Source organism: Streptomyces sp. NPDC059534 (genome assembly GCF_042743475.1).
In the GTDB taxonomy this organism is placed as follows: domain Bacteria; phylum Actinomycetota; class Actinomycetes; order Streptomycetales; family Streptomycetaceae; genus Streptomyces.
The window spans coordinates 1-4,872 of sequence record NZ_JBHWAQ010000102.1 but is presented as its reverse complement, the minus strand read 5'-3'; the positions used below and the strand labels follow the sequence as shown (position 1 = coordinate 4,872).

At 62.2% G+C, this 4,872-nt stretch carries 3 protein-coding genes and 1 pseudogene; 2 read left to right on the top strand and 2 right to left on the bottom strand.

Features of this window, described 5'->3' with window-relative positions; translation table 11 throughout:
- Positions 1 to 248: 248 nt before the first annotated feature.
- A complete protein-coding gene (locus ACFVZH_RS39855) occupies positions 249 to 866 on the bottom strand; it encodes a hypothetical protein (RefSeq protein ID WP_384905487.1) in 618 nt (205 codons plus the stop codon).
- A gap of 380 nt (positions 867 to 1,246) precedes the next feature.
- Between ACFVZH_RS39855 and ACFVZH_RS39850 the strand changes: the two genes are divergently transcribed.
- Positions 1,247 to 2,512, top strand: a complete 1,266-nt coding sequence (locus ACFVZH_RS39850; protein WP_384905485.1) for an IS701 family transposase — start codon at positions 1,247 to 1,249, stop codon at positions 2,510 to 2,512.
- Between the two features lie 765 nt (positions 2,513 to 3,277).
- Complete coding sequence (locus tag ACFVZH_RS39845) at positions 3,278 to 4,243, top strand: LLM class flavin-dependent oxidoreductase (protein ID WP_384905483.1); 966 nt, start codon at positions 3,278 to 3,280, stop codon at positions 4,241 to 4,243.
- Positions 4,244 to 4,362: 119 nt separating this feature from the next.
- Here the strand turns inward: ACFVZH_RS39845 and ACFVZH_RS39840 are convergent.
- Positions 4,363 to 4,779 (bottom strand): annotated as a pseudogene (locus tag ACFVZH_RS39840) (IS30 family transposase); the annotation flags it as partial.
- Positions 4,780 to 4,872: the final 93 nt, after the last annotated feature.

Here is a 4,872-nt window from a genome sequence, read left to right as displayed (position 1 = left end):
GCTGAACGCCTTCGACATCACCTTCGACGGCCGGCTCTCCGCAGCCCGCCAGTAACCCCAACCACCCTCGTTACACCGTTCGATTGACAGACCCGGGCCCCGGCAAAGTCGCGAGATATCCGAGTTGTCCAGCCAGACTGCGAGCTGATCAGAACCTCATGAGCTGGGACGTCAGCGCGAGAATCAGCCACGGCCGGCTCGGCAGAACGGACAAATAGCGACTTTGCCGGGGCCCTGACCCCGAACCTCTACCGACATTCGGCCGTCAATGCGTGTGTGTTCGGTACAGTTGACGTGTTGCGCACCCAGCCGGAAGCCCCATTCGCGCTAGTGGAAAATGATTCCCATATCATAAAGCTTTGGTGGCCCCCAGCGTTGATGTTCTGGAGGGAGGGGAAGCTTGCCGGGCACATGGCTGACATATACTTCAGCTCCCCGGGGTTGAAATTCTGCTCGTCGGTGACGTTCCGGGTCTTCTTCGGCGGCACACCTGGATTCACTTTCGAGCACGTGGCGCCGAGGTAGAATGTGACGCTCGGATGGATGGGGTCGGACAGTTTGTACGAGTTCTGAACGTCAAACGTCACCTGCTCGATATAGGCGCTCGACCCCGCGAATCTGGCCGCAACCGGAGCTGTAGGAGTCAGTCCCTGCTTTATCGCGGATACCGTGACTTCTTTAACATATGGGAAAGTCATGGGACACTTGACGGTCGGGGCGGCCCTCCGCTCGGGATCCACCTGGTATGGCATGCCTACCACTGTGGTGTCCGACGGCTCTCCGGCGGAGGCGATTCCGGGAGCCAGGAGGAAGGGAATGGCGGCAATGGCGACCGCTTTGGCGTATCTCGAAAAACTCACTGTCATCGATCATCCTTATCTGTGCAATTGATCGTGTAAGGGTTTTCAAATTCGGCACTGCGATCCCCGCGATGCGACAATGATATTGCTCGTGCCGCCGGGCGAGGTGGCGGATTCTATTCAAATTCCATCACGGTTCATGTTAGCCATCCCGCGAGTCTCAGAGATGAGTTATTGATGCTCAGTAGGCAGGGCCCCGGCAAAGTCGCGAGATATCCGAGTTGTCCAGCCAGACTGCGAGCTGATCAGAACCTCATGAGCTGGGACGTCAGCGCGAGAATCAGCCACGGCCGGCTCGGCAGAACGGACAAATAGCGACTTTGCCGGGGCCCTGTACTACAGCCGGAGATCTTGTGACCGTGGCCCGTCACGCTCGTTGACCGGGCATGATGACGGGTGTGACGGCTGAGCAGATAGCCGGGTGGGACGCGGAACTGTCCGAGCTGACCGGTTCGTTGGGGTGGTTGTTCAACCGACCCGAGCCGCGGGTGGTGTTCACACAGTATGTCGAGGGGCTGCTGGCGGAGCTGCCGAAGAAGAACGGCTGGACGCTGGCGGAACGGGCCGGACACGTGACACCGGACCGGATGCAGTGGCTGCTCAACGGCTCGGTCTGGGACGCCGACCGGCTACGGGACGGGGTCCGCAGCTACCTGGTGAAACACCTCGGTGACCCGGAGGCATCGCTGGTCATCGACGATACCCAGGCGCAGAAGAAGGGCACCAAGTCCGTCGGGGTGGCCTTCCAGCACTGCGGGCTGACCGGTGATGTCCGCAACTGCCAGACCATGGTCATGCTCACCTACGCCGCTCCCGCAGGGCACGCCTTCATCGACCGCCGTCTCTACCTCCCCGAGGACTGGACCACCGACCGCGAGCGGTGCCGCGAGGCCGGCATCCCCGACGACGTCGCCTTCGCCACCAAACCGGAACTGGCCGTGGCGATGCTGAAGGACGCCCTCGCCGCCGACATCCCGTTCGGCTGGGTCCTGGCGGACGCCGGTTACGGACGCGATCCCGGCCTGCGCGGCTTCTGCCACCGCCGGACCCTTCCCTATGTCCTGGCCGTCCCCGTCGACCTGCCGCTGGCCGGACCGCCCGGCAAGACCCGCCAGCCCGCGGTGAAAAGAGCGGAGGACCTGCTGCACTACGCCAAGGTCCGTGCCCAGTGGGAACGCCGCTCCCTGGGCGACGGCGCGAAGGGAGAGCGCCTCTACGACTTCACCGCCTTCGACGTCACGGTCAAGGACGAGGCACCGGCCGAGGGTTTCGCGCACTGGCTGGTGATGCGCAGATCTCTGCACCCCAACCGGCGCGGCAAGGACGGCGAACTCCACCGGGAGACCGCCTACTTCCTCATCCACGCCCCGGTCGGCACCACCCTCACAGAGATCATCACCCGGGCCGGCGGCCGCTGGCGGATCGAGGAGGACAACGAGATCAACAAGCAGCTCGTCGGCTTCGCCCAGTACCAGGTCCGCAAGTGGACCCCGTGGCACCGGCACGTCACCGCCTGCATGCTCGCCACCGCGTTCCTCACCGTCCAGCACGCCGCCCTGACCGCCCCCGAACCGGACAGCGACGCTCCGGCCACGAGTCCAGCCGCCCCGGGAAAAGCCCAGGCCACCGGCGAGAGCGAGACCACCGACTGATCCCCGGACCGCTCCTGCGGCCCTCCCGTCAGAGAGCATCCGGCACTGCCTCGCCGCCACCCGCCTCAACCCCCACCACCCCATCCAAACCGTCCTGGCCTGCGACTTCTGGCGTCGCCTGCACCAGACCCGCGCCACCGTCAGCCACTACCGACGCCGCGGCGACCCCCTCCCACAACACCTACGAGCCTGGGCGGCCCATCAACCGACCCCACCGATCAGCCACCCTCAAGATCTCCGGCTGTAGTACGTGCTGCGTTGTCGCTCAGCACAGGATCGGCCCGCGGCCCCTCACACATCAGGTGAACTGGGAAAACACCGAAGAAGTTCGAGCCCCGTTCGACGGTGGACGTTAAACGTCAAGCTCAGGGAGGAATAAATGCCTTGCTGAAGAGAGCGAATGCGTGGGTGCTGTCACGTTATTGGCGCCGGACGGCCCGATATCTGTTACGAGAATACCCTTGCGGAATCGCTCTTCGCGACCATGAAAAACGAACGACCCTATCGGACCGCCCTATCTCACCCGCAAGTATGCCTACCGCGGCGTTGACCCTCCACATAGAGCTCCGTTACAATACGATACGCCGTCACTCGGGACTCGGACCCCACGAGACGTCCACGACGCCTACCCGAATCGGCAGCTCGCCGCATAAATTAGCCAATAGGACCGGAAAACACAGGAACCCTTCATTCCCCGCTGACAGGGAACCCTTACTTCCTTTTCCCATTAAGCAGCCGTCGTTTGCATCACCCTAGGAGTCCTGAATGGTACGGATCTCATTACTTGATCTCGCACTCGTCCACGCCGGGCAAACGGCCGGCGAAGCCCTGGATACAAGTTTAGAGCTGGCGCGCATGGCTGAAAATTCGGCATACCATCGAATCTGGTATTCTGAACACCACAATTACCCGCGGGTAGCATCAGCCACCCCAGCGGTTCTCATAGCCCATATCGCAGCTCACACCAGGCGCCTTCGCCTTGGCGCTGGCGGTGTCATGCTCCCGAATCATTCCCCGCTCACCGTCGCGGAACAATTCGGGCTCCTGGAGACGCTGCATCCCGGCCGTATTGATCTCGGCCTCGGGCGGGCGCCGGGGACCGATCAGGCCACAGCTCGCGCCTTGGTCAGATCATCAGACACGGAGAACCGCTTCCCCGAAGACGTCGCTGCGCTACGTGGCTACCTCACAGGTCGCAGCATAGTGGAGGGAGTGCAGGCAACGCCTGGCAGTGGCACGAACGTGCCTCTTTACATTCTCGGATCGTCTGTCGCAGGAGCCACCTGTGCGGCCTCACTCGGACTCCCCTTTGCTTTCGCTTCCCAATTCGCACCCCCCGCTCTACATGAGGCCGTCAGGACCTATCGCAGGCAGTTCCGACCGTCCGAACAGCTAAAGGCCCCATACGTCATCGCTGGCATAAATGCGGCGGTCTCCAACACCTCCACTAAAGCCTCAGATCAATTTGACACCTACATGCGTTTTGAAATCGAGGCTGCACGCAAAGAACCTAACAAAAAGGAAGCGGAAGAGCCCGCAAATTCTTCCATTCGGGATCAGCTTGAGAAATCACTGGAATTTTCGGCAATTGGCACACCTGCCGAAGCTGCAGACTACCTGAAGAACTTCGCCTCCTACGCGGATGCCGATGAGCTCATGATTGTGCATAAATCGCCAACGGCGGATGCATACATCCGTTCGGCTCGATTGCTGGCCGAACCGTTCAGGTGATGTGCGTCGCGTGTTGTGCACTGGGTCTGCGTTATCGGTTTTCACTGGCGCTGGCCTGGCTTGATGGCGTTACGGGCGGATTCAACAAATCGTCGCAACACGATGGTTGGTGGGGCCGTTCAGCAGGTTGGTGAAGCGCTCGGCTGGGGTGTCCCAGGCCGCATGTTCAGCTCTGAGGCGGCGGCGTCCAGGTCCTTCCTGGAGTACCTGGACAGGTTCGTTCCCTTCGGGAAGTACTGCCGCAGCAGACCGTTCGTGTTCTCGTTTGACCCGCGTTGCCATGGGCTGTGCAGGTCACAGAAGTAGACCGGGATCCCGGAAGCCTTTGAGAACGCGTGGTGGTGAGCCATCTCCGCTCCTTGGTCCCAGGCCAGGGACCGCTTTAGCTGGGGCGGGAGGTCCTTGACGGCCTCCAGGAGGGCCTTCTGGAAGAAGCCGGGGGCGCGACCGTTCGGCAGGTGGACCAGCAGTGTGAAGCGGGTGCTTCGTTCGACGAGGGTGCCGATGGCCGAGCCGTTCCTCCTCCCGACGATCAGTCGGGTAGCGGGGACGCATTGCTGCGTCCCCGCCCCCTCAGAACCGTGCAAGCAGCTTTCACCGCACACGGCTCAAGCAAGCCCCAAGGGCTC

Excerpts from the sequence above, each read along its gene's own strand:
- ACFVZH_RS39845 (WP_384905483.1), top strand. The coding sequence starts at position 3,278 with ATGGTACGGATCTCATTACTTGATCTCGCACTCGTCCACGCCGGGCAA.
- ACFVZH_RS39850 (WP_384905485.1), top strand. The coding sequence starts at position 1,247 with ATGATGACGGGTGTGACGGCTGAGCAGATAGCCGGGTGGGACGCGGAA.
- ACFVZH_RS39855 (WP_384905487.1), bottom strand. The coding sequence starts at position 866 with ATGACAGTGAGTTTTTCGAGATACGCCAAAGCGGTCGCCATTGCCGCC.